This is a genomic window from Roseobacter sp. (assembly GCF_039970775.1).
GTDB lineage: Bacteria > Pseudomonadota > Alphaproteobacteria > Rhodobacterales > Rhodobacteraceae > Roseobacter.
The window spans coordinates 14080-38613 of record NZ_JBDVLG010000019.1 but is presented as its reverse complement, the minus strand read 5'-3'; the positions used below and the strand labels follow the sequence as shown (position 1 = coordinate 38613).

The 24534-nt window shown below is 59.4% G+C and carries 25 protein-coding genes and 1 riboswitch; of the genes, 3 read left to right on the top strand and 22 right to left on the bottom strand.

Translation table 11 applies throughout. From position 1 onward, the window contains the following. Positions 1-93: 93 nt before the first annotated feature. Together ABJH13_RS03560 and ABJH13_RS03555 are read left to right on the top strand one after the other, a co-directional pair. Complete coding sequence (locus ABJH13_RS03560) at positions 94-1584, top strand: PfkB family carbohydrate kinase (RefSeq protein WP_348404843.1); 1491 nt, start codon at positions 94-96, stop codon at positions 1582-1584. A gap of 9 nt (positions 1585-1593) precedes the next feature. Further along, entirely contained in the window at positions 1594-2301 is a 708-nt protein-coding gene (locus tag ABJH13_RS03555) for a nucleotidyltransferase family protein (RefSeq protein WP_348404842.1), read from the top strand. 4 nt (positions 2302-2305) lie between these two features. Here ABJH13_RS03555 and ABJH13_RS03550 read toward each other — a convergent pair whose 3' ends face one another. From ABJH13_RS03550 to ABJH13_RS03540, 3 genes are read right to left on the bottom strand one after another with little or no spacing between them, the layout of a single operon-like run. Further along, complete coding sequence (locus ABJH13_RS03550) at positions 2306-2875, bottom strand: HAD family hydrolase (protein ID WP_348404841.1); 570 nt, start codon at positions 2873-2875, stop codon at positions 2306-2308. Continuing rightward, on the bottom strand, positions 2872-4092 hold the full coding sequence (locus tag ABJH13_RS03545; RefSeq protein WP_348404840.1) for a hybrid nucleoside-diphosphate sugar epimerase/sugar transferase: 1221 nt from the start codon (positions 4090-4092) through the stop codon (positions 2872-2874). Before ABJH13_RS03545 ends, ABJH13_RS03550 begins: the two co-directional genes overlap by 4 nt. After that, positions 4092-5285, bottom strand: a complete 1194-nt coding sequence (locus ABJH13_RS03540) for a glycosyltransferase family 4 protein (RefSeq protein ID WP_348404839.1) — start codon at positions 5283-5285, stop codon at positions 4092-4094. Before ABJH13_RS03540 ends, ABJH13_RS03545 begins: the two co-directional genes overlap by 1 nt. A gap of 139 nt (positions 5286-5424) precedes the next feature. Between ABJH13_RS03540 and asnB the strand changes: the two genes are divergently transcribed. After that, the gene (asnB, locus tag ABJH13_RS03535) at positions 5425-7341 is read left to right on the top strand and encodes an asparagine synthase (glutamine-hydrolyzing) (protein ID WP_348404838.1); all 1917 of its coding nucleotides are present in this window, start codon (positions 5425-5427) and stop codon (positions 7339-7341) included. Between the two features lie 22 nt (positions 7342-7363). Here asnB and ABJH13_RS03530 read toward each other — a convergent pair whose 3' ends face one another. The 19 genes from ABJH13_RS03530 to bchZ all read right to left on the bottom strand — a co-directional run bounded on the left by ABJH13_RS03530 (position 7364) and on the right by bchZ (position 24499). Beyond that, positions 7364-9256 (bottom strand): nucleoside-diphosphate sugar epimerase/dehydratase, encoded by a 1893-nt coding sequence (locus ABJH13_RS03530; protein WP_348404837.1) that lies wholly within the window; start codon positions 9254-9256, stop codon positions 7364-7366. 120 nt (positions 9257-9376) lie between these two features. Continuing rightward, a complete protein-coding gene (locus ABJH13_RS03525) occupies positions 9377-10117 on the bottom strand; it encodes an ABC transporter permease (protein WP_348404836.1) in 741 nt (246 codons plus the stop codon). Beyond that, positions 10114-10776 carry a TenA family protein gene (locus ABJH13_RS03520; protein WP_348404835.1) on the bottom strand — a complete coding sequence of 221 codons (663 nt, stop codon included), beginning with the start codon at positions 10774-10776 and terminating at the stop codon, positions 10114-10116. The genes ABJH13_RS03525 and ABJH13_RS03520 overlap by 4 nt, the downstream gene beginning before the upstream one ends. Next, positions 10773-11474: an ABC transporter ATP-binding protein gene (locus ABJH13_RS03515; protein WP_348404834.1), complete on the bottom strand. Its 702-nt coding sequence runs from the start codon at positions 11472-11474 to the stop codon at positions 10773-10775. The genes ABJH13_RS03520 and ABJH13_RS03515 overlap by 4 nt, the downstream gene beginning before the upstream one ends. Next, positions 11471-12139 (bottom strand): thiaminase II, encoded by a 669-nt coding sequence (gene tenA / locus ABJH13_RS03510; protein WP_348404833.1) that lies wholly within the window; start codon positions 12137-12139, stop codon positions 11471-11473. The genes ABJH13_RS03515 and tenA overlap by 4 nt, the downstream gene beginning before the upstream one ends. Then, the gene (locus tag ABJH13_RS03505) at positions 12136-13074 is read right to left on the bottom strand and encodes an ABC transporter substrate-binding protein (protein ID WP_348404832.1); all 939 of its coding nucleotides are present in this window, start codon (positions 13072-13074) and stop codon (positions 12136-12138) included. Before ABJH13_RS03505 ends, tenA begins: the two co-directional genes overlap by 4 nt. 9 nt (positions 13075-13083) lie before the next feature. After that, positions 13084-14040, bottom strand: coding sequence for a ThiF family adenylyltransferase (locus ABJH13_RS03500; protein WP_348404831.1), 957 nt, complete (start codon positions 14038-14040; stop codon positions 13084-13086). Continuing rightward, positions 14037-14633 (bottom strand): thiamine phosphate synthase, encoded by a 597-nt coding sequence (locus ABJH13_RS03495; RefSeq protein ID WP_348404830.1) that lies wholly within the window; start codon positions 14631-14633, stop codon positions 14037-14039. The genes ABJH13_RS03500 and ABJH13_RS03495 overlap by 4 nt, the downstream gene beginning before the upstream one ends. Next, on the bottom strand, positions 14630-15400 hold the full coding sequence (locus ABJH13_RS03490; RefSeq protein WP_348404829.1) for a thiazole synthase: 771 nt from the start codon (positions 15398-15400) through the stop codon (positions 14630-14632). The genes ABJH13_RS03495 and ABJH13_RS03490 overlap by 4 nt, the downstream gene beginning before the upstream one ends. Position 15401: 1 nt before the next feature. Continuing rightward, positions 15402-15599, bottom strand: coding sequence for a sulfur carrier protein ThiS (thiS, locus tag ABJH13_RS03485; RefSeq protein ID WP_348404828.1), 198 nt, complete (start codon positions 15597-15599; stop codon positions 15402-15404). Continuing rightward, positions 15583-16554, bottom strand: a complete 972-nt coding sequence (locus tag ABJH13_RS03480) for an FAD-dependent oxidoreductase (protein WP_348404827.1) — start codon at positions 16552-16554, stop codon at positions 15583-15585. The genes thiS and ABJH13_RS03480 overlap by 17 nt, the downstream gene beginning before the upstream one ends. 142 nt (positions 16555-16696) lie before the next feature. Then, a riboswitch (TPP riboswitch) is annotated at positions 16697-16797 on the bottom strand. A 119-nt stretch (positions 16798-16916) separates the two neighbouring features. Next, on the bottom strand, positions 16917-18845 hold the full coding sequence (dxs, locus tag ABJH13_RS03475; RefSeq protein WP_348404826.1) for a 1-deoxy-D-xylulose-5-phosphate synthase: 1929 nt from the start codon (positions 18843-18845) through the stop codon (positions 16917-16919). A 218-nt stretch (positions 18846-19063) separates the two neighbouring features. Continuing rightward, a complete protein-coding gene (gene pufC / locus ABJH13_RS03470) occupies positions 19064-20179 on the bottom strand; it encodes a photosynthetic reaction center cytochrome PufC (protein WP_348404825.1) in 1116 nt (371 codons plus the stop codon). A 3-nt stretch (positions 20180-20182) separates the two neighbouring features. Next, on the bottom strand, positions 20183-21175 hold the full coding sequence (pufM, locus tag ABJH13_RS03465; RefSeq protein ID WP_348404824.1) for a photosynthetic reaction center subunit M: 993 nt from the start codon (positions 21173-21175) through the stop codon (positions 20183-20185). 2 nt (positions 21176-21177) lie between these two features. After that, a complete protein-coding gene (gene pufL / locus ABJH13_RS03460) occupies positions 21178-22026 on the bottom strand; it encodes a photosynthetic reaction center subunit L (protein ID WP_348404823.1) in 849 nt (282 codons plus the stop codon). A 252-nt stretch (positions 22027-22278) separates the two neighbouring features. After that, complete coding sequence (gene pufA, locus ABJH13_RS03455; protein ID WP_187429532.1) at positions 22279-22437, bottom strand: light-harvesting antenna LH1, alpha subunit; 159 nt, start codon at positions 22435-22437, stop codon at positions 22279-22281. A 14-nt stretch (positions 22438-22451) separates the two neighbouring features. Further along, a complete protein-coding gene (pufB, locus tag ABJH13_RS03450; protein WP_348404822.1) occupies positions 22452-22601 on the bottom strand; it encodes a light-harvesting antenna LH1, beta subunit in 150 nt (49 codons plus the stop codon). Between the two features lie 180 nt (positions 22602-22781). Then, entirely contained in the window at positions 22782-23027 is a 246-nt protein-coding gene (gene pufQ / locus ABJH13_RS03445) for a cytochrome PufQ (protein WP_348404821.1), read from the bottom strand. Beyond that, positions 23024-24499: a chlorophyllide a reductase subunit Z gene (gene bchZ, locus ABJH13_RS03440; protein ID WP_348404820.1), complete on the bottom strand. Its 1476-nt coding sequence runs from the start codon at positions 24497-24499 to the stop codon at positions 23024-23026. The genes pufQ and bchZ overlap by 4 nt, the downstream gene beginning before the upstream one ends. Positions 24500-24534: the final 35 nt, after the last annotated feature.

Genomic DNA, 24534 nt, shown 5'->3' with positions numbered 1-24534 from the left:
GCAACATGCAAGATTGACCTCACAAGATTTCAGCGCCTCAACCCGGCTTTGATAATTTTAAATTGGAAAAACAAATATTTAGGGATTGATAAGATGACCCTGCAAGACATCATAACTTCTATATCCCAGATAGAAGAAACTGCGCGCGTTGATAGCAAAACGGTGGTTTTTGTGCAGGGGAAGTTCAATATTGTTCATCCCGGCCACGTGAGGTTGCTAAAATTCGCCGCCGAACAGGGTGACCTTCTGGTCGTCGGTATCAGCCCCGATAGTGATACCGATATATCAGTCCCAGCGGCGATGCGGTTGGAAGCCTTGCAGGCGATGAACTTGGTCGACGAAGCGTTTATCATGGAGGGCGACGTGACCGCGTTGCTGCGCGAATTACGCCCGAATGTGATGGTCAAGGGCATCGAATACAAAGAGAGGCCCAACCCAGAGACCTCTGTTCTGGCTGAATTTGGGGGCAAGCTGGTTTTTGGATCGGGGGATGTGAAATTCTCGTCACTTGACCTGTTGCGGCGCGAATATATCGAAACAGGTTTCTCATCGATCAACAAGCCGCGGGATTTCCCGGCCCGACGTGGCTTTGGGATGCGCGATCTAAAATCTGCCGTGACCCAGCTGGCTGGCCTGCGGGTTCTGGTAATCGGCGATCTGATCGTAGACACCTATATCAACTGCGAAGCTTTGGGCATGTCGCAAGAAGACCCCACAATTGTTGTCTCTCCGATCGAACAAAGCACCTTTGTGGGCGGTGCGGGCATTGTGGCCGCACATGCACGCGGCATGGGTGGCGATGTGTCCTACGTGACAATCTGCGGGCAGGATGACGCTGCCGGATTTGCCACCCAAGAACTAGATAAGATGGGTGTTGAGGCCTGCATGTTCCCCGACAGCACCCGCCCAACCACCAACAAACAACGGTTCCGCGCCAACGGTAAGACCTTGTTGCGTGTCAACCACCTGCGCCAACTGTCGGTAAGCAGCGATCTGGCGGACAAACTGGTTGATGCGGTCGTGGCCAAGCTGGGTGAAACCGATCTTTTGTTGTTTTCTGACTTCAACTATGGGTGCCTGCCGCAGACTGTTGTTGACCGGATCTGCAAAGCAGCCCGCAAGCGCGATGTCATGATGGCTGCCGACAGCCAAGCATCGTCTCAGGTCTCTGACATTTCGCGGTTTCGCGGGATGACCCTCGTCACACCGACCGAACGAGAAGCGCGTCTCGCGCTGCAAGACCCTGAATCGGGGTTGATTGTCGTCGCCGATGAACTGCGCAAAAAAGCGCAGGCCGAACATCTGGCGATCACCTTGGGCGCCGAAGGTGTGCTGATTTACGGTGGGCACGGCACCGCCGTCGAAACAGACCAATTGCCCGCGTTCAACACCATCCCCAAAGACGTGGCCGGCGCGGGCGATAGCTTTTTCACCTGCTGCACCATGGCGCTTTGTGCGGGGATAGATATCTGGCGGAGTTCTTATCTGGGATCAGTTGCGGCTGGGTGTCAGGTCTCGCGGGTGGGCAACACTCCGCTCAGCGCGACTGAATTGGTCATGGAAATCGACTATGGCCGCAACTAGGCGCGCTGCATGAAGGCACTATTACTGGCTGCCGGGTTTGGGACGCGCCTGCGGCCGATCACCGATAGCGTGCCCAAATGTTTGGTACCGATCCATGGTCGTCCGTTGCTGGACTATTGGTTTGAGCTGGTTTTTGCCACCAACGCGATAGACCGGGCGCTGGTCAATACCCATTATTTACCCGATCAAGTCGTGGCGCATGTTCAGGCCTCGCCTTGGCGCGATCGTATCGATCTTGTCCACGAAGACGTTCTGTTGGGCACAGGCGGCACCATTTTACAAAACCGCCGCTACTTTGACGGTCAGGATTTTCTATTGGTCCATGCCGATAATCTATCATCTCTTGATGTCCGCTGGTTGCAACATCAGCACCACGCCCGAACCGTCGGATGTGCTATGACGATGCTGGCTTTCCGCACGGATGTCCCGCAAAGTTGCGGCATCCTCGAATGTGACGCGCATGGTGTGGTGCAAGCGTTCCACGAAAAGGTCGCCAATCCACCGGACAATCTGGCCAATGGCGCGGTCTACATCATGGGGCCAGAAATACTGGCCGCCACCGCCGCATTAGGCAAACCCGAGGTGGATCTGTCGACCGAAGTTATCCCTCAATTTGTCGGTCGCATTCAAAGCGCGGAAACAACCGCATATCATCGCGATATCGGCACACCCACAAGCCTTGCAGCGGCCCATCAGGAATTTCCTCGCCCCACCTAAGGCCTTAGGGGTCCGCCAACCACGCCCCATACCACGCGGCGGCGGCTTGGGTGTCGGCGACTTGCGCCAAAACACGCGGTGCCGCGATGTCACCCGGCATATCGCGCCCCACAAAACACGCCGCCGCCAATCCCGCTGCGGCAGCCGCGCCCATATCTGACGTGCGATCCCCTACCAACACCGACCGCGACAAATCCACCCCATGTCGAGCCTGTGCCTCTAGCAACATGCCGGGGTTGGGTTTGCGCCATGGGTGGTTGGCGACGCGGTACGTGGCCACCGCCGCATCCGCATGAAACGGGCAATGCAACACATCCGTCAACGGGCACCCTGCATCGGCAAACAGCCCGCGCATATGGTCGGTCAACGTCGCATAATCGGCGTCAGTAAAGATCCCACGGGCCAGCCCTGATTGGTTTGTCACAACGACCACCGGATACCCTGCCCGGTGCGCATGCCGCACAAGCGTAAAGACCCCCGGCCTTAGGTCGAAGTCTGCGACGCGGTGGCAAAAGTGAGTTTCGGTGTTTACCACCCCATCTCGATCAAGAAAAAGCGCGGGCACATCTGTCACATCTGCACCCGGTCACCGCGCCCGCCGCCTTTGACGGTTTTCAACGCGATGCCTACGTCCAGCACCAGCGATTGCAGGGCAACATATTCGGCATCACGTACGGATAGCGTCTGCGGGTCGCTCATGTCGATCCCTTCCACCTGCGCCAGCCCGGTAATACCCGGACGGATATCCAAAACGCCCCGCGCATGCCGAGCCGCGACCAGTTCGGTCTGTACAGGCAGGCAAGGGCGCGGCCCGATGAGGCTTAGCTCGCCGCGCAAAATATTGACCACTTGCGGCAGTTCATCCAATTTGCTGCGCCGCAGGATCCGGCCAATCGGCGTTACGGCAGCGGCGCTGATCTCGTGTGTGCCCAGTTGCTGCGTGCCTTGGGCCATCGTGCGAAATTTGTAGCAGGTGAACGCCCGCCCCCCCTGCCCTACGCGCGTCTGCGCAAAGATACCCGGCCCCGGTGATGTCACCTTGATACCGACCCAAAGGGCGGCCAACATCCACCAAAACCCGCCCAAAACCACCAGTGCAAAGCTGATGTCAATCAGCCACCGCACAGTCCTGTAAACCGGGTTACGGCACTGTCCATCACTGAGAATTGCGGGGGCTGTATCCGCCAGCACCGCAGCCGTCAGACGATCAATATGCAGCACCGGCTTTAGTGCAGCCATAACCGGCAATGCGGCGCGGCGCACCGCAACGGGCACGCGGTTCATCCACGCCAATTTTCCCGCAAATCTGTCGCCATAGACCAGTGGCAGGTAGTGCGTGCGGATGTCCATGCATAGGTTCGCACGGTCGAGCGCCGCAAGACCACGGCGTTTGCTGGTGGCATATGCGCCGCGCGGGGGGTCCGCCAACGCCTGCACCGTCGAGACATTCACAAACCGGCCCACGCCAGCGGCCTCGGCCTGTTTTGCGATCTGCAGCAGGAAATCGACGTTCGCGGCTTCGAATTCTTGTTCGGGGCCCAGACGGTCATTGTTGCGTGTGGCAAGGTGGATCAAAAGATCAAAGCCCTTGGCGCGCGTGCTGATATCGCCGGGCTCGCATACCTGATGCCCCACAAAGCACGCCTGAACTGATGCGGCGTTCCGTCCCACCAGCAGCACTTCGGCGCCCGCCCGTACTAGCCGAGGTACCAGCTGTTGGCCAACAAACCCTGTCGCGCCAGTCACGACGATACGCAAGGTCGGTGCTTTTGTGTCATTGCTTTGTTGCATCAGGCCATCCGATAGACTGCAAGTGTGTCACGGTGCACACGTTCGGACGAAAATTCACGCTCAACCGCACTGCGCGCGCCCTCGCCCAGACGCAAACGCAGCGCGCGATCAAGTATCAGCCGTTCCATGGCATCGGCCAGATCTGCGGGCGTACGTTCGGGCACTAAAAACCCGGTCACATCTTGGCGCGCGATCTCGCGGCAACCGGGCACATCGGTGGCGATCATGGGGCGCCCACAAGCCGCCGCCTCAAGCAAGGATTTGGGCAGCCCTTCACGCCCGCGCGATGGTTGTAACGCAACATCCGCTTGCGCCCAGATATTACGCACATCGGTAACCGGGCCCAGCCATTGCACAGCGTCGGTTCCGTTGATGTGTGCAAGCTCTTCGTCGCTCAGGCTGGACCGGTCAGCCGGGTCAGAGCCGCCGCACAACAACAGCCGGTGCGCGACACCGCGCTCAGACAGCAACGCACTGGCGGCAACGGCATCTTCGATCCCTTTGGTTTTTAACATCCGCGCAACCAGCGCAAACGTCACAGGCATGGTTGTGGGCGGCGGCAAGGCGGGGAATTCTTTGGGGTCAATGCCCGCACCACGGATCAATACGCTCCGACTGCGGCTAACCGCGTCCAATTCTGCCAGACTATCCAGATCGTCTTCGTTCTGAAAGATGAACCGCGCGTTCTTGGTATTCGCAACACACCGGATGGCATACCGCAGAACCGTTCGCGACAGCCCCGCGCGCCATCCTGCATGAATGAAAGATGTCCCCAAACCGGCAACTGCATTCACGATTTTCGGCACACCGGCAATCCGCGCGGCAGCACTCCCGAAAACCACAGGTTTCAATGCCACATTGTGACAAATATCGGGACGTTCGCGTCGCAAAATTTGCACCAATCCGATCAGAGCGCGTATCTGCATAACAGGCCCAGCCCCTCCGCGATCCCAAAATAACGGGATCACGCGGATGCCCGCCGCCTTGATCTGATCTTCGTGCTTGGTCAGACGGCACGCCACCGCGACATCATACCCTTCATCGCGCGCGGCCTTGGCCAAGGCCAAGCGGTGCGAACAAAAATACCAGTCAACTGTGACGATAAAAAGCAACCGCTTGCGCGGGCCGGTTTCGGGGTCTGATATCAACACTTGCTGCGGATCCAGGCTTTGCTCCACGATCCCGTTCTCCACGTATTTATCCTTGCTCGCAACCGCGACATTGCCCTAGAACTACATGAAGTTACGTAAAGCGCAAGCATGCTTGCACGGTCAATCCTGGCCGCCCACCGCCTCAATACCGGCGCGCGACCCGGCAAGGAATTTGACCTATATGTGTGGCATTTCAGGTTTCGTTTCCACCACGGGTGATCTGACAGAAAAAGACCTAACCGCGGCGGCAGCAATGTCACACGGTCTGGGCCATCGTGGCCCTGATAGCGACGGCCTATGGAACGACACACACGCGGTTTTCGCCCACCGTAGACTGGCGATTGTGGATCTAAGCCCCGCCGGGCATCAACCAATGAAATCCCAAACAGAGCGCTACATTCTGAGCTACAACGGCGAAATCTACAACCACGCAGACCTGCGCGCAGACCTGCACGCCGCAGGGTGCGCATTTCGCGGCCAATCCGATAGCGAAACCTTGATAGAGGCCATCGCGCATTGGGGGATTGACGCCGTTCTACCCCGACTGAACGGTATTTTTGCCTTTGCAGTTTGGGACCGCAAAGACCGTGTTTTGATGTTGGCGCGGGACCGACACGGGGTGAAACCGCTTTATTGGTGCGCCACCTCATCAGGTGTGGCTTTTGGCTCTGAACTCGGGGCGTGCCGTCACGCACCGGGCGTAACATCCGACCTCGATCCCTACGCAATTGCTGCGTTCTTACGGTATGGGAATATCCCTGCCCCAGCGACGCCCTTTCGAGATACGTATAAATTGATGCCAGGTGGGACATTGCGCCTTAGGCCAAACCACCCCCCTGAATTGGGAACGTTCTGGGACGCCGGAGCAGCCGTATCTAGTGCGCAATCTTCCCCTGTTGCAGGGGATCCAGAGGCGCTGATGACAGACCTCGAGGCCTGCCTGACAACCGCCGTTGAACGTCAGATGATGTCAGACGTGCCGTTGGGGGCGTTTCTGTCGGGCGGGATCGATTCCTCTTTGATCACATCATTGATGCAAAAGATCTCTGGCCGCCCGGTCGAGACCTTTTCGATTGGCTTTGATGAGCAAGGATATGACGAGGCCCCCGCCGCGCGCGCAGTGGCCACCCACCTTGGCACCAAACACACCGAAATCCGCGTGACCCCAGCGATGCTGCTGGACCGGATCCCGGATGTATTGGGGCACCAAAGCGAACCCTTTGGCGATTATTCGATTTTGCCAACAGTGCTGTTGTCTGAAGCCGCTCGAAACTCCGTGACGGTGGCTTTATCCGGGGACGGCGGCGACGAGCTATTTGCCGGGTACACGCGGCACATATGGGCCCGCCGCATGGACAAAGGCGCAGGCAGCCGGATGGGCCGGCTTTTGGGCACTGCGCTTGGCCACGTCCCGCAACGAGCCTTTGCCCAGATTGGTCGCTTGATGCCGGGCAACAATGTGCAATTCGCGCATAAGGTGCAAAAAGCTGCCGCAGCTCTATCAGCACGAAACGGCACGGATTTGCACCGTTTGTTGTTGTCGGCTCATGCCGCACCCTATGACCTGTTGGCAGGTAGCCCCGACCCAACCGACGAGATTAACCCCGTTGCCGCACAGGCCGCGCAGCTTGCAGATGTGGACCCGGTGACGTTGGCCCAGTTCCTGGACCTGACCGTCTATATGCCCGATGACGTACTGACCAAAGTGGACCGCGCGAGCATGGCCGCATCACTAGAAGTGCGCGTGCCGTTTCTGGACACCGACGTCGTTGATCTGGCGTGGCGATTGCCGCAAAATGTCAAACTACGCGGGCGCACGGGAAAATGGATTTTGCGTGAAATCCTGCGCAAACATGTCCCTGCAGATATCGTTGATCGCCCCAAGGCGGGTTTCACTGTGCCACTGGCGGGGTGGCTGCGTGGCCCATTGCGGGATTGGGCACAGGACACGCTATTTGCTCCGGCCATCGATAGGGCAATGTTGGACCGCGCTGCGGTGCAAAAGATCTGGACCACACACCTCAGCGGTCAGAGCGACCACTCAGCTCTTCTCTGGAACATGCTGACGTTAACGATATGGCGCGCCACGCTGCCGTGATACCTCAGGTAGCGGCCCCGTTTCAGATAGCATCGGCCTTGGTTTTGGGGTCGGCCGGTGACGCTGTCTGCGCCGCAGGGTAGCCAGTAGGGGCGTTCCGCAGGCAATCTTGCAGACCGCCGTGGTTTCCTGCGCGACATTGAGAAACCATATCCTCAACAAGTGGTATTAACTCGTCCATCGGCAGGAATTCTTCGTGGGATGTCATGATCCGCGGGTGCGCCGTTGACCGCGCAGTCTCATTGATCAACAGCTCTTCGTATAGTTTTTCGCCGGGTCGCAATTCCGTATAGGCGATCTGAATATCGCCATGTCCTTGCCCAGCCACGTAGGGTTTCAAACCAGACAGCCGTATCATCCGGTCCGCCAGATCATGTATCCGAACAGGCGCGCCCATATCCAAAACAAACACATCACCGCCCTGCGCCATGGCCCCTGCCTGGATCACCAACTGCGCGGCTTCAGGCACCGACATAAAATACCGCGTGATCTCGGGATGCGTCACCGTCACCGGCCCCCCAGATGCGATCTGCGCACGGAACCGCGGCACCACAGACCCGGATGACCCCAAGACATTGCCAAACCGGACCATCGATATGCAGGTTTTCGGCTTGGTGGCTGCATGCGCCTGACAGAGCAGCTCGGCCATCCGTTTGGTGGCCCCCATCACATTTGTGGGCCGCACGGCTTTGTCTGTCGATATAAGAATAAACGCGTCGCACTCATGCGCGAGTGCGGCTTTCAGGACGGTTTGCGTCCCCACTGCGTTGTTCAAAAACCCTTCGGCGCAGTTTTCTTCGACCAGTGGTACGTGTTTATACGCCGCCGCATGATACACCGTATCGATACCAAACCGTTCAAAAACACCCTGCACCGCGTTTGGATCCCGGACAGACCCCAAAATAGCGGTGACATTGATCGCGCCACCTTCACGCAGGTCCATGTCGATGCGGTACAAGGCGGCCTCGGACACGTCGAATACGATGAGCCTTTTGGGCCGTTGGCTTATGATTTGCCAGCAGAGTTCACTGCCAATTGACCCGCCAGCACCCGTCACCAAAACAACCTTTCCCGAAATGTTGCGGGTCATCAAGGCTTGGTCCGGTGCAATCGGGTCGCGACCAAGCAAGTCTTCTGGGGCGACCTCGCGTATTTCGGACACTTGGGCTCGGCCCCCAACGATCTCATCCAACTCCGGTACCGTTTGCACCCGAACAGCATACTCCGCGAGCGTGTCGATAATTTCTTTGCGTTCAGACCGCATAAGCCGCGGCAACGCCAGCATAACAATCGCGATCCCGTGATCGGCCAGCAATTGTGGCAGACGCGCAGGTGGGTACACCCGCAGGCCCATGATGTCGGAGCCGTGCAGCGCCTTGTTGCGATCAACAAAACCTATCGCTGTGTACTCGCGCCCCTCGCCCAAAACCTTGGCCAGATCCCGCCCCGAAGCCCCGGCACCGTAGATCAAAACCGGGGTTCGGCCGCTGCGTTGGTGGCTGAAAAACAACTCTCGGAGCACAAAACGCACCCCACCCACAGAAAAAAACGCCAAGAGCGCGTAGATCCCGGGCACTGAGCGCGGCACAAACAGGCCCGATACTTGGGACGCCACCAACAAAAACACCGAGGACGCCAAGACCCCCCAAAACACCGTTTTGAGCGCCCGCGACGAGATATACCGCACAACAGCCCGGTAAAACCCGCTGCGGATAAAGATGCTGATTGTCACCGGCAACGTGATCGAGATCGCGATCCACGGATCCCGCGACCACATAAATTCAAAGCTATCTAGCCGCAGTGCCATGGCCGCAATGAAGCTCGCCGTTAGCAAGATCACATCTGTGACAATCTGCAACAGACGTTTTTGAAAGCGCGGCAGGCGGATCAGCCAAAGTGCAATTTTTCTCATCATACAAGAAGCTTATCATGGGTAGATTGCGGCGCCACCGAATTGTGCCAAAAGGCGCTGTATTCGGCAAAACGACGCGCCCCGTGTACCCTGCACCACAGTCAAGAGGGTGGTATTGGCAGGTTAGGTCATCGGGCGGTCCGACGCTCGTTCGCACAGCTTGTGAACGCCTGCATGCAGCAACACCGTCAAAACCGCCAACACGATCAGGGCTGCAAACATCAGATCCGTTTTGGCCCGGCCATTGGCCAAAAGCATCAGGTATCCCAACCCTTTAGACGCACCAACCCATTCACCGATGATCGCGCCGATGGGGGCATAGACCGCCGCGAGCCGCAAGCCAGAGGCAAAGCCCGGCAGTGCCGATGGGATCCGGATATGCCACATGATCCGCCAGCCGCGCGCGCCCATCACGCGGGCCATGCCGATCCAGTCGCGGTTGGTCTGCATCAACGCATCAAAAAACGACGACGTGACAGGAAAGTAGATGATAATCAGCGCCATCGCGACTTTTGACCACAACCCAAACCCCAGCCACAACGTGAGAATAGGGGCCAGCGCAAACACCGGTATCGCCTGCGAAAACACCAACATCGGGCGCACAAGCGCGCGCGCCATTGGTGATGCGGCAAGCGCAATGGCCGATACAAACCCCAGCGCGGCCCCAAGCACCAACCCGATCAGAACCTCGGCCATAGTGATCATTGCATGTTCGGCCAAAAGAGCGCGGCTTTGCCATATCGTCACCATCACCCGCCCCGGTGGGGGCAAGATAAACCGCGCGACGCCAGTGCTCCAGATCACCACTTGCCACACGGCCACCGACAAAAGTGCGGCGGCAAGGCCCGCGCGCCAGCCTGTCATCCGGGGTGCCTGTGCACGGGAAACCCACGCCATGCGGCATCGAAAAACGCACGCTCCAACGCCACCGCTTTGGCGAACGTCGTGGTCACATCAGCGCGCGCTCCGACATCAAGCGTCTCCCAGACGTCGTCTAATTGCCCGCGCAAATAGGTCACAACACCGGCAAATCCGGGGCTTGCGTGCAGGTTGATCCATTCGCCCAACCAAAACGGCAGATCCTCTGCGCAGTCCTCAAAAGGCGCCGCCCAATCGAGGTAAATCCATTCCGCAACCACCAAAACCGCCAACATGATCTCGTACCGGCCGGATTGGCGCGCATCTTCCATCAACTGTTGGAACGCTTGTGTTTGGGGGGCCGCGTGGCGTGCCTGTGGGACATTCAACGCTTTGAATGACCGCAGGAAATAGGTGTTTTCCTGATCGCAGATCAGCCCCAGAAATTGCGCGCCCGGCACCGCATCGGCCAAGGTTGGCGCCTGCGCCACACTGGATGCAAGAAGCCGCACAAACCCTTCTACAAACAGGTAATCTTGCTGTAGGTATCCTGCCATTTTATCGCGGCCCATGGTGCCATCCGCCACCGCATACACAAAGGAGTGCGTGGTGGCCGCCTGCCAGTCATCGGCCGCACACGATTGAAGATAGGTGGTCGCAGTCATCTGATGCTCCTAAGGTGGTTCAAAAGGTCGGCCTGCGCGCGCAGCACGTCTGGGGCCTCAATGGGGCGCGGGATTTGCCCGGCAGGCACCGGCACATCAACCAACCCGGCGCGGGTCATGATGAAAATACGGTGTGCCAGCCGCACGGCCTCGGCGGGGTCGTGGGTCACGAGCAACACGGTCCGCGTCTGCAACACCTCGGCGGTCAATTCGTGCATCTGTGCACGGGTCATCGCATCCAGCGCCGAAAATGGCTCGTCCAGCAACACAACGTCCCGGTCTTCCATCAACGTGCGCGCCAAAGCCACGCGTTGGCGTTGCCCCCCCGACAATGCGTGGGGTTTCTTTGCGGCATGGTCGGCCAGACCGACGCGGGCCAAAACCGACCGCGCGCGGTCAGTGTCGGGCCGGTCGCCGCGCAGGCGCGCACCGATCAGCACGTTGTCCAGCACGCTCAGCCAAGGCAACAACAGATCATCCTGCGCCATCAAGGCCACGCCCCCCGGATGGGTCATTTGGCCCGTTAAATCAACACCATCGCCCAGCCCTGCGAACAACCGCAGCACAGTGGATTTTCCAACCCCGCTGGCCCCCAAAAGGCAGGTCCATTCCCCCGGTTGCAGGGTCAGATCCAGCCCCTTGAAGATGGCCGTGCCATTGATCGTGGCATCGCCGGTCAGCCGTAGGGCCTGTGTCATGGGGCCAGCCCCATGTCCCAAAACCCAACCTCGAGCCGGGTTGCCGTGTCAAACCGCGCGCACAGCGTGGCCCACCGTGGGCTGGCCTGTGGCGCGTCCCCGATACGTCGTGCAACGGCGCCGTCGATCAACGCGCCGACGTTGGCACACACCTGTTGATACGCGTCGCCTGCGTAGGTGTCGATCCAACCGGCATAGGTGTCAGACGTCTTTGTCTGCGCCAAATAGGTCCCGATTTCGCCGTAACCCATGACGCAAGGCGCCAATGCGGCCAGCAGATCTAACAGATCACCAGAATGGCCTGCATCCAACACGTACCGTGTATACGCGAGGTTTTCTTGCCGCTCTTGGGTGGCAAAAAGCGCGGCCTCGTCGATACCTGCCTCGGCGCAGGTCTTGATGTGCAGCGCGATTTCTTCGTTGATCAACCCGTGCACCGTCGCCGCCGTCAGCCGCATTTCGGCAACGGTTTCGGACTTGGTGACGGCCAAAGCCCACGCCCGTGCGAAATGGACCAAAAACACGTAATCCTGTTTGAGGTAATGCAGGAAAGCCGCGCGTGGCAGAGTGCCATCCCCCAAGTCCTGCACAAATGCGTGGCGGGTGTAGGCCGGCCAAGCGGGGCTTGCATCCCGCCAGCCTGCGAACACTGTGCCGTAGGTCATTCCGCCCCCAAATCGACGGCGATTTGCGATACAGGACGCGTGCCCTCAATCAGACCACTGTCGGCAAGGAATTGTTCAAACCGGGTATACCGGCCTTCGTCCAACGCTTCGGGGCGCAGTGCAAACCGTGGCAATGTGTCAAACCACGCCTTAGCGTTCAGCGCGTCATCCAGTTCGGGGGCGTAGCCTTTGAACTGCTCCCATGCCGCGTCTGGGTTGTTGACGATATACTGCGTCGCCAGTTCGGTCGCGCGCAGGAAGCGACGCAGCTGATTTGCATCCATCCGGTCTGGATTGGCCACATAGATCAGTTCGTCATAGGTGGGCACGCCTTCTTCTTCGGGGTAAAAACAGTGGCCCTCGACCCCTTCGATCTCCATCTGGTTCAGTTCAAAATTCCGGTAGGCCCCGATGACTGCATCGACCTGACCCGACATCACAGACGGCCCAAGCGAGAAATTCACGTTGATGAGTTCCACATCATCCAGGCCAACACCGTGACGCCCCAGCATCGCCCCAAGGGTTGCTTCTTCGACACCCGCAACGCTAAAGCCGATCTTGCCGCCCTTTAGCTGGCTAATCTGTTGAATGGGCCCGTCTTTGAGCACCAGCAAACAGCTCAGCGGTGTCGCGACCAAAGTCCCCACGCGCACCAGTGGCAACCCTTCGGCGACGTGCAAATGCTGGTTTGGCTGATAGCTGACGGCGATATCCCCTTGGCCTGCGGCCACCAGTTTGGGCGGTGCGGACGGATCTGCTGGGGGGATGATCTCGACCTCCAGCCCTTGATCAGCGAAATACCCGAGTTGCTCTGCGACAATAATGGGCCCGTGATCGGGGTTGATGAACCAATCCAGCAGCACGGTCATCTTGTCTTGGGCTATAGCCGGGGTCGCCAGCAGCACGGCCGTGGCGGTTGTGATGAGATATTTCATATGGTGTCCTTAGTCTCCCAAAGCGAGCAATTTGATCTCGCCGTTCCAATACTGCGACAGCCGGTCTGCCGCCGTCCAAGCCCGCAGGCCCGACCGGCAGGCCAAAACGGCGCGTTGGTTGTGATGTGGCTGTGGGCCGCCCGGCCCAAAGTCGGTTGTTGTCAGATGGGTGGCATTGGGCAGTTGCGGGCCCGGCTCGTCCTTGACCCGCAGATCAATCAGAAAATCATCCGCCGCGATGTCATCCCGAGCGATAAAGGCGGGGTTTGGCGCAGGGTCGCGCGCCGTATCAAACCGAAACCCGCCAAACCGCAAAGCCGCCGCGTCATATGTGACCAACTGCCCCAACGGCGCCCTGTCACCCACAAGCACCGCCATTGCCATCTGCGCCTGCACGCCGCCCACAACGCCAACGCTGGGGCCAACCACGCCGTCGACATCGCACGACCCAAGCCTGTCGGGCAGGTCAGGGAACACCGCACGCAGCCCCGGTTTGCCGCCACAAAACCCACCGCAATAACCGTCCGTGCCCACGACGCTGGCGCTGATCAACGGTTGCCCAGAGGTCACGCAATAATCCGACGCGATATAACTGGCGGCGAAACTGTCGGCGCAATCAAGCACCAGATCAACCCCTTGGCACAACGCAGGCGCTGTGGCCGGGTCAAACCGTATGGCTCGCGCGTCAATCGTGGTGTCGGGGTTCAGCGCGGCCATGCTGCGGGCGGCCACATCGACCTTGGGTTGCCCAATATCGGATGTGCGAAATAGCGTTTGGCGGTGCAGGTTCGACAGGCTGACCACATCTGCGTCCACCACCCTGATATGCCCCACGCCCGCGCCCACCAGATATTGCAGCACCGGTGCGGCCAACCCGCCAGCGCCGATAATCAACACCGACGCGCGCCGCAATTGCGCCTGCGCGTCATCGCCGATGACCGCGATCTGGCGCGCATATCTGGTCATGCGCAGGTCTCCAGCCAGTGTCGCACCTGCCCTTCGGGGTCATCGTGCAGCGTGATATCGGTGACGGCGGCAACCACATCTGCGCCGGCCGCAAAGGCACCACCCGCACGCGCGACGGTCATGCCACCGATTGCGACCAACGGGATATCACCGATCCGGTTTTTCCAAACGGTCAGCTTTTCAACGCCTTGCTGGTGCCATTTCATCTTTTTCAGGATCGTCGGGTAGACCGGCCCCAGCGCCACGTAATCAGGGTTTAGTGCCAATGCGCGCTCTAGTTCTGCGGTGTCGTGGGTCGATACACCCAGCTTTAGACCCGCGGCCCGGATCGCCCCCAGATCGGCGGTATCAAGATCTTCTTGCCCCAGATGCAGCCAGTCACAGCCCAATTCGATGGCCAGTTGCCAATAATCATTGATCACCAACACCGCATCATGCGCGCGACACAGATCCTGGGCTTCGGCCAGCTGGGCGCGCACGACATCCAGCGGTTGGTCTTTGATCCGCAGCTGTACCAGTTTTACCCCCAAGGGCAGCATCCGGTGCAGCCATGCCACGTCGTCAAAGATCGGGTAAAACGGGTGCAATGTCACAAGAACGCCTTTCCAAATACGGGGGTCGAGGGGGCCGCCATATCGCGGGGGTCCATCGGATCTGCGGCGACGGCCAACGCGCCTGCCTCGACCGCGCGTGCGAAGCCTGTGGCCATTGCGACCGGGTCTCCGGCTTTGGCCACGGCAGTGTTGAGCAGCACCGCGTCAAACCCCAATTCGATCGCGTGGGCGGCCTGTGACGGCAGCCCCAACCCAGCGTCCACCACCAACGGGATATCGGGGAAATGTGCGCGCAAAGACCGCAGACCATAGATGTTGTTCAGGCCCAAACCGGTGCCGATCGGGGCGCCCCAAGGCATCAGCACCTTGCAGCCAGCATCAACCAACCGGTCGCACAGCACCAGATCTTCGGTGCAATAGGGAAAGACCTCAAACCCATCGTCGGTCAAGGTTCTGGCGGCCTCTACCAAGCCGAAGGGATCGGGTTGCAACGTATCTGCGTGTCCTATGACTTCGAGTTTGATCCAGTTGGTGTCGAACAATTCGCGGGCCATTTGTGCGGTGGTAATCGCCTCGCGCGCGGAATGGCAGCCCGCCGTGTTGGGCAACACCGCCACGCCCAAATCCTGGATCAACGCCCAAAAATCCTGCCCCGCGTGGTCGCCCCCCGCCTCGCGGCGCACCGAAACCGTGGCGATGCCCGCGCCTGATTGTTCAAACGCCTGCGCCAACACCGCAGGAGACGGATATTGCGCCGTGCCCAACATCAACCGCGACGCGATCTGTTGTCCGTAAAATTCCGGCATGTCAGCCCCCCTGCCGTGGTGCGACGATTTCGATGCGGTCACCATCATCCAACGCATGGGCCGCGCGCGCGGGTTTGGGCACGAACATCTCGTTCACCGATGTGGCGACCTTGGCGTCCCCCTTGCCCAATTCGGCCAGCACATCCGCCAGCGTGGCCGCCGCGCTATCCACCGTTTCGCCGTTAATTATCAGTCTCATACCAAACCTCTGGGATTGTTCCGTCGATCACTAGATTTGCCGTCATCCGGGCCAACGCGGGCGCCAGTAAGAACCCATGCCGGAACAATCCATTGGCATAAATCCGGCCGCCGGATTTGCGAATGCGCGGTTGATTGTCGGGGAAGGCAGGGCGGGCATCGACGCCGATTTCGATCAATTCTGCCTCGCCAAAGGCGGGGTGCAAGGCGTAGGCTGCGTTCATCAATTCCATCACCGACCGCACAGACGCGCGATGGCGCTGACCACTTTCGATCTGGGTCGCGCCCAGCATGAACACTCCGTCGCCGCGCGGCACCACATACAAGGGAAACCGTGGATGCAACAGACGCACAGGTCGGCTGAGGATCACGTCAGGGCAATGCACCACCAGCATCTCGCCCTTGACCCCGCGCAGATCGGGCAATGCATCGCGCGCGGCCAGCCCGCGGCAATCGATCACCTGCCCCTGTAACGCGGCCTGCGTGGCAAACGTCACACCTTGGGCCTTTAGGGTATGTTCTAGCACCACCAGTGTTTTGCGCGGGTCTAGGTGGGCTTCGGTTTCAATGAACAGTGCGCGTGATATCTGGTCGGCCAGATGCGGTTCCAAATCGGCAAGGCCGTCGCGCGCCAACCATGTGGCCATCGGGGCACGGCGCGCAAATGTCGATAGTTCGGCCTGATCGCGACCAAGAGCCACAACCACCGTGCCCTTATGCGTCACGTCCGCGCCGTGATCCGCCCACCACAGGGCGGCCTTGCGGCCCTGCGCCACTACGTTGTCTTCGGTCAGCACACCTTCGCATTCGGGTGCCAACATGCCACCCGCCCACCAGCTGCAGGCGTGGTCGCCGACCCCACCCGCAGGATCTATCACCGTTACGTCGGCCCCCCGCGCGACGCATTCTGCCGCCATCGACAGGCCACAAACACCGCCGCCCAATATCGTGATCATGCCGTTCGTCATAGCGAACCACCACAGCACAACGCCGCCGCGCACCTATCAAACACATCCCTGCTTTGTGTTAATTTGGCAGATGCCAACACCACGTCCCGCTCTTTTTTGGGTCAGGACGGGTGAAAAAACCGATATGCGCATCCGCAATCCGCCTGTTTCCTCCGCCGGTCCTAACCGGTTCAGGTTCAATGGGTTCACTTGCGCGTCTCAGCCCGGTATCGGGCACCCCAACAGTACGTCGCAGTGTTAGGCGCTTCGGGCGGGGCCGTCAAACAGATGTGTCAGGGGGCCCGCAGATCAGGGCTTTTTCTCATAAAACCGGCCCGTGACTTGGTAGGTCTGCGGGCCAGTTTTATGCACTAACGGGTCAGGTGCATGACTTTGCGGTCGCGGTTCAGAGCGGCAAGAACCGTCTGAAGGATGCCTTCGGCGTCCACGCCCGCGTCGCGGTACATCATCGATGGGCTGTCGTGGTCAATAAACCGGTCGGGCAGACACACCGTGCGCATCCGGCACCCATGATCAAGCAACCCTTGGGCGGCCATGGCCTGCAAGACCATCGCACCAAAGCCCCCCTGCGCGCCTTGTTCAACCGTGACCAGCGCGCCGTGGGTCTGTGCCAACTGCGCAATCAACGCCATATCGAGCGGTTTGGCGAACCGTGCATCTGCGATGCTAACGCTGACACCTTCGCGTTCCAGCAACGTGGCCGCGGCTTCGCATTCCGCCAGATGCGTGCCCAAGGACAACAGCGCCACATCGCCCTGCCCCTGCCGGATCATCCGGCCCTTGCCGATCTCTAGCACCGTACCCTGATCGGGCAGCGCCACGCCCGTGCCATTGCCACGCGGATACCGAAACGCGATGGGTCCGGTACCATGCGCGGCGGCGGTGGCGACCATATGCACCAGTTCGGCCTCGTCAGCGGCAGCCATGATCACCATACCCGGCAACGCGCCCAGATAACCGATATCAAAAGCGCCCGCGTGCGTGGCGCCATCCGCACCCACCAACCCCGCGCGGTCAATCGCGAACCGCACGGGCAGACCTTGCAGGGCGACGTCATGCACCACTTGATCATATCCGCGTTGCAGGAAGGTCGAGTAAATCGCGCAGAACGGTTTTAGCCCGCTGGCCGCCATCCCGGCGGCGAATGTGACCCCGTGTTGTTCTGCGATGCCTACGTCAAACACCCGACCGGGGAACCGTTTGGCCATGCGGTCAACGCCGGTTCCGCTTGGCATCGCGGCCGTTACGGCAACCACCTTGGGATCCCGTGCGGCAGCCTGTGTCAATGCATCGCCAAAAACGCCAGTGTAGGACGGCGCATTTGCCTTGGCCTTGGCTTGCACCCCGGTATCGACATCAAATTTGGCGACACCGTGGTATTTATCGGCTGATCCTTCGGCGGGGGCGTAGCCTTTGCCCTTAACCGTGCAGCAATGGATCAACACCGGCCCCGTCGCGCGGGTTTTGGCAGCGCGCAACACAGCCAGCAATTGCCCCATATTGTGGCCATCAATGGGACCGATGTAATCAAACCCCAGTTCTTCGAAAAACGTACCGCGGCTTTCCAGCCCGGTGACCATTTCACGCGCGCGGCGCGCCCCATCGCGCACGGGCTTGGGGGCAAATTGTTCCATCCCCTCGGCCACAGCCACCAACCCACCAAACGGCCCCTTGCGCGTCAGATCTGACAGGCTGGATAGGTAGGACGACATCGCCCCCACGGGCGGGGCAATCGACATTTCATTGTCGTTGAGGATCACAAACAACCGGCGCCCTTCGGCCCCTGCGTTGTTCATGGCTTCATAGGCCATGCCCGCGCTGATCGACCCGTCGCCGATCACCGCGATGGCGTCGCCGGTGGGCTGCCCCATGTCGCGCCCGACGGCAAACCCCAACGCCGCAGAGATAGACGTGCTGGAATGGGCCGCGCCAAAGGGGTCGTAGTCAGATTCGCTGCGTTTGGTGAACCCGCTCAGGCCGCCGCCCTGCCGCAACGTGTGCATCCTGTCCCGCCGCCCGGTGAGGATCTTATGCGGGTAACACTGGTGCCCCACATCCCAGATCAGTTTGTCGCGCGGGGTATCGAACACCGCGTGGATCGCCACGCTCAGCTCAACAACCCCCAGTGAAGACCCAAGATGCCCGCCCGTTTTACTAACAGCCGCGACCACTTCGGCGCGCAATTCATCGGCGACTGCGGCCAACTTATGGTCGGGCATGTGGCGCAGATCTGCAGGGCCTGCGACCTGATCAAGGGTGGGGGTTTGATGTTGGGTCATGGCGCACGTCTCCGTTTGATCGGGGACAGCAGCCGCTTGCCAACGGCTGCATACCGCCCGGTGAAAAGCAAAGGCGCCGCACCCAGGTTCCCCCGGTTGCGACGCCGCGTTCCTGTAGCCAACAGGAAGGGAACCGGGGCAACAAAGCCCCCGCGCGCGGATCCAGGAAGCCACGGATCCTTGCTTGGCTAAGCGGGACGGCGCAAACCGCCATCCGCTTATTCGTAAACCGGCGCCTCGCTGGTCGCGAGCTCGGGCCAGTCGGCAATCACGTTGATCCCCTGAAGGGGCCGTTGATAGCCTTTGTGGCAGGTTTTGCAGGCCGCTTTGGGCGCATCTGCATAGATCGGCCCCAGACGATCTGCCGGGTATTCCGTTTCCAGCGGGATCAAATAATCGAGGTTCAGTTCAATCACCATCTGACGCCCCAACAAAGCGGTGCTCCATTGTGGGGTCAGCTGTTCGGGGTCATAAAACGCGCGACTGTTGTGACAAAACACGCAGTTCACGCCCAGACTATTGGCAAAGTAATTCATCAAGGCAAACGTCTGTTCGGTCTTTTGAATTGAGGCCACATCGATGTCATTTGGCACCCCTTCGACGCGGCTGTCGAGGTCGTGCACGTTTACGGGTTCGTAGTCTGTCAGGTAGGTCTCTAGCGCGTTAGAAGGCAACGATGTCGACTGGCTAATCGACGTCGCGCGGTTTTGCACAGCAGCCCAGCCACCTGCGGCCTCGTTCACTGGGCTGATCCGGAACCACACCTCGGAAGGTACGTTTTCGCCGCGGTGGCAGGTGTAGCAATTGACCCCAACCTCATCGACGGCATTCACATGCCCCCCCCAGTTTTCGTTGATGTTTTGTGTCATCTCAATCATGCGGCGGGCGACGACCTTGGTGTACAGATCATCCGACCCGTAGGTTTCAATGTCACCGTCGCCGTGGCAATAGGCGCACCCTTGCTCGGGGCTGACCCACTGCGTCATGGCCCCCATCACCCGGTTAAAATTGTCTTCGGTCAGATCCCCCAACACTTGCACGTTTTGATACACATCACGGGCGAGATCTTCGCCGCCTTCGGGGATGTAGGGCTCTTCGGTATAGTAATCGTCGATCGTGGGGTCGGGGGCCGTGTGCACCACGTTGAATTCGGGCACCGACATGCCGGTCCCACGCGGCCCCGTCTGCAGGCTGGCGGTTTGCGCAGGGTTGCCAAAATTCACGACCATCGCCGCCGCAAACACCGCGCCCCCCAGTGCCCCAACCAGAACCGCCGGGCCAAAGATATTGGTGGGGTTATCGGCGTTCCATTTTTTATACCATTTGGGAAACATCGGTCAGTTCTCCTTCCCGATAAAGGCCTCGTAGGATCCGTAGTCGGCATATCCATAAGACCCGTCATACATAGGCGCGAAATTGTGTTCTTGTGCCCAGATGAACCAGTTGTCGACGACCGTGCCCGTCAACAATATCCCAATGCCACCCGTGATTGGCGTCAGCACCGCAAACCACCACGCCCACCGGTGAATACCTTCCATGGTCGCGTTAAAGCCCATGGTCCAGCGCCAGAAAAGCGCGGCGCGTTCGGTGGCTGTGCCCCGGTCATAGATCTGTTCCAGCTCGCGGTCGCCACCGTAACGGGTGACGGCCAGAATGGTCGCGCCGTGCATGCAAAACAGCAAAACCGACCCATAAAGAAACACGATGCTCAGGCAATGGAACGGGTTGTAGTACAGGTTCCCGTAGCGGATCGAAAACGCGGTTGTCCAATCGAGGTGGGGGAAGATGCCATAAGGCACGGCCTCGGACCACGACCCCATCAGGATCGGGCGGAACAGCCCCAGCACCAGAAACAGCCACACAGCCGCCGCAAAGCCCCAAAAGATATGTTTGCCCATTTTATGCTGTTGCGCCAACAGATACGTGCGCAACAACCATGTCATCACCGACACCAGCAAAAAGAAACTGGCGATGATGTACCACCCGCCTTCGTCCAGCGGCGGCATGCGCAGCCCGTATTCTGGGCTGGGCGGTTCCAACGCCAGCCAAAACAGTTGCCGGATGAATTGCGGGATCGAATAGCCCACCTGCGCCAGCATGTTAAAGCCGACGATAAAGAACCACGCAAGACCTGTGCCAAAAGCGATCATGCTGGTCCAGCCCCAATAGTATGGGCCGATTTGGCCGTTGCCGATCAACCCTGCAAGCGTGTTGAAAAACGGGGTGCCGACGCGTTCGGCGGCCATGTTGTTTTCGTTGTCCATGCCCCATTCGGGTTTGCCCTGAACCTGCACCTGCGTGAAAATATTCTGATAGTCCGGATACCACATGATCACATTCCCCCTACAGCAATGGGTTCACCCCAGATCGGCATATCCAGCCACCAGTTCCACCATTCGGGCCAGCCCGCCGTCCAGACGGGCCCAGAGATAATGATGCACACCGCCGAGAAAAACACCGCGTTGATCGCCAGCAGATACCCCACGCGGTGGATGCCCAGCGTGCCGATCGAATACCCGATGAAATCGCGAAAGAACGTGTCTTCGTCGTCGGGGGTTTTGGCCTCTTCGCCCTTTTCGGGGTTGGCGGCTGACAGGATCAAACCACCGTGCAAGGCCAAGGCGAATGTGGTGGTGAAAAACAACGTAACCGCCAGCATATGCGCCGGGTTATAATGGAAATGCAGGTACGCGTAGCCCGTGTTGCTGACCCAATCGAGGTGGCTAAAGATCCCGTAGGGAAACCCATGCCCCCATGCGCCCATCAACAGCGGGCGGAAAATCACCAGCGTCATGTAGGCCAAGATCGCAAAGGCAAACCCAAAGGGCACGTGATACCCCATGCCCAACTTGCGACAAATCTCGACCTCGCGCAGCGCCCAGCTGATGAATGCGCCGGTGGCACAGATGGTGATGATTTGCCACAACCCGCCTTCCAGCAGTGGGGCCAACCCCAAGCCATAGCTTATATCGGGTGGGGCGATGTTGATCAGCCAGGGGTTAAACGTGCCCTGCTGACTGGCGCCCCAAAAGATCAAAATGGTGCCCAGCAGCGCGAAAAACGCGGTCGTCACCCCGAAAAAGCCCACATAGAAAGGGCCCACCCAGAAGTCGAACAGATCGCCCCCGACCAGCGTCCCTCCGCGGACGCGATATTTTCTTTCGAAGCTGAGCAACGCCATCTTCATTCTCCGCGTATGTGCGGCGCGCCAATATGTCAGGTGCGGCGACCTTATGCGTCTCGGCGCTATCACGGACCTATCCAAAGGCGGACGGGCGATAGGCTGATCCGGGTCAAGGTCGACTGCCCACATAGGCGGAGGCCGTCGTGTTGTTATGTTGGGGTTTGCTACGGGCGGATGGCGCACATTGTGCCGCCCGCAGCGCTGTTAGGTGTCACTGGTTTTGGGGTGGTCCTTGCCAGACCGGTCCCGTTATTGGGCGGATTGCGCCGCCAGTTCGAACCAGTTGAAGTGCTCTGTGCTGAGCAGGACGAGATGTATCATCGCGGCCAGCAAAAAGAGGAACACGCCTTGTGCGACAAACACACGACGCGGATCAAAGATGAGCCAGATCTTGTAGAACTTTGCCATTCTCTATGTCCTCCTCAGAACCAAGGACGCCAGATGAACACTGCCAAATGAGCCACAATAGCCACTGCTGAAAACAGCCAGAGCCCACTCATGTAAACAGCATGCAATTCTTGCGCCTGCTCGTCGGTTAGGCCTGTGAAAGACAGGCTTGAATTATCAGCCATAAATATTCCTCCGGAACGTTATGCTGACGCCGCGCACCCCGCGGCCGGGTCCTTTGGGGGGTCTCCCCCTCGGGGCTCTGTTCACCTTGGGAAAGGCGATCAGTCCGTGCCTCGGCAGGCGCACACAGGCCGAGAAATCGGGTCGCACACGCGGTCTTGCCACCGTTTGTGCGAGATCGTTCATGCCGAAAAGATCATCGGCGTGATAATGCGGGCCTGGGTCCAGGCGCGGGCCATGGGGCCTTTTTCTGTGAAACTGCGGCTGCGGATCGCCGACAACGCCCAAGTCAGCGTGGCCAAGGGCAACGTCGCCACAAAGATGATCGCAAAATACACCATGAATTCGGTTCGAACCGCTTTCTTGCTGGGGGCTTGCGTGGGGGCCTCCATTGCGGTCTCGATGATGTCAGATGTCATGTCACTCATGTCAGATCCTCCAGGTCTGTTCCGGCGGTTACCGGGTCCAGCGCGCGCACGGTGTTCAGCACCACACGATCGTCGCCTGCGGCAAGCGCCGCCTGTTCCGCTGCATCCCTCAGTGTTTTCGCAGCTGAAATTCGTGTCAAAATCGGATGGCTTTCGACGATTTTATCCAACATCGCCTGGGCATCCGCATCCCATGGGAAATCACGCCGTAAGGGCGTTGGCGTGGCGTCGGTTGCATCCATTTCGGTGCCCAACGGCAAGATATGAAACAGCGCATCAAACAGCCCGTTGCACACTTCTTGCACCAAATACGTGGCCCCTGCGTACCCCATAAAGGGCGTGCCCGTGGCCCGCCGAATGGCCGCCCCCGGAAAGCTGGCAGGGATGAACGCCGGGCTCGGCCCGTGCCCGCCTTTTAGTTCGGCCATATACATCTTTTCGTTGATAGACCCCATCACGATCAGCGGCCGCTTTTGCCCCATCAGGGCACGCACCTCTTCGTTGTTGGTCTTTTTGCCTGCAATCCGCGCCACTGCGAACGCACAGGGCAGCCCCAGATCGTCTTCGAGAAACAACCGGATCCCACGGGCATAGGTTTCATTCGCCACAATCGCAAAACTGGCCGTGGCAAAGAAATCCTGCGTGACAGACCGCCACAGATCCCACACCGGTTTGATGGTAGAGTGTTTTTCGCGCGTGATAAAAGGTTCGGGATCGAGGCCCACCAAATTCCCCAGTGCGCGCAGGAACTTGGTCGTGCTCTCGATCCCTATCGGTGCTTGCAAATATGGCTTGGCAAGAAGCTCACATAGTCCACGCCCGAACTCGCGGTACATGCAGACATTCACATCCGCATTTACCAGATCTCTCATTTCGGCCACATGCGCGCCCAACGGCAGCACCATGTTGACCTCACAGCCGATGCCTTCGATGAGACGCCGGATTTCGGCCAGATCAGATGGCATATTGAACGTGCCATACATCGGGCCAAGGATATTCACGCGCGGCTTTGCACCCTCTGCGCGTTTCTTTTCGGGCGGCATGCGCCCTTTGGTCATGCCAAATTCGGTAAAGATCCAGGTCATCGCCCGGTCGGCCGCTTCCCATTGGTCTTCGTCAATCGTACGCGGCAAAAAACGTTGTATATTAGTGCCTTGCGGGGTGACGCCGCCACCAATCATCTCGGCGATCGACCCGGTCACCACCACGGCGGGCAACGCAGGGTCCAGCGTATCCCATGCGCGTTTCATCGACTCCTCGGTGCCCGCGCCCATCTCGCCTTCGCCCAAACCCGTCACCACGATGGGCAATTCATGCGGTGGCAAGGCGTCGGTGTAGTGCAACACGGACGTGACTGGCAGGTTTTCGCACCCAACCGGACCATCAATGACCACCTGCAAACCTTTGACGGCACAAAAGGCATAGACCGCCCCCCAATACCCGCCCGCGCGATCATGATCAGTGACCAGCATGCGCCACCTCCGGTACAGGATCGGCCTGATCGATG